The sequence below is a fragment of the Thermococcus sp. M36 genome (assembly GCF_012027355.1).
GTDB lineage: Archaea > Methanobacteriota_B > Thermococci > Thermococcales > Thermococcaceae > Thermococcus.
This window is the reverse complement of sequence record NZ_SNUH01000172.1, coordinates 1-461: the sequence shown is the minus strand read 5'-3', so window position 1 is coordinate 461 and position 461 is coordinate 1. Positions and strand designations below refer to the sequence as shown.

Sequence of the window (461 nt, the reverse complement as noted above, 5' to 3'; positions counted from 1 at the left end):
CAAAAAATGTATAGTTGGTATGGCAAAAAAAATGATGTACAGAATGTGCATTTACCCAATGAAAAGCATGATTTCGGTATTAATAAAAGAACAGCCGTTTACAACTTTATGGCTAAATATTTAAACCTTAATCTGAAAGCTATTCAGGACGATAAAGGCAATATTGATGAAAGCAAAATAACTATTGAAAAAGAAGAAGCCATGTATGTGTTTGGTGATAAAGGAGAGAAGCTTCCGGCTAATGCTGTAAAGGGTTTCGATAATCTGGAGAAATTGTTTTATGATGTTATTGCAAAATAAGTTTCATTTATTCAAACCCATATTTCTTCCATAATTCAGGTAAAGCAAGCTCAAATTGCATTAGTTCTTTTGTTACAGGATGTTGAAATGTAATTTTATTAGATTGTAGGAAAATACTGCCATCTGTTGTGGTTCTTTTATAACCGTATTTTACGTCTCCT

General features: G+C 31.5%; 1 protein-coding gene. It reads left to right on the top strand.

Features of this window, described 5'->3' with window-relative positions; translation table 11 throughout:
* Positions 1-300 (top strand): hypothetical protein (locus E3E36_RS11840; RefSeq protein ID WP_206203675.1); only part of this gene is annotated, 300 nt, incomplete at its 5' end.
* Positions 301-461: the final 161 nt, after the last annotated feature.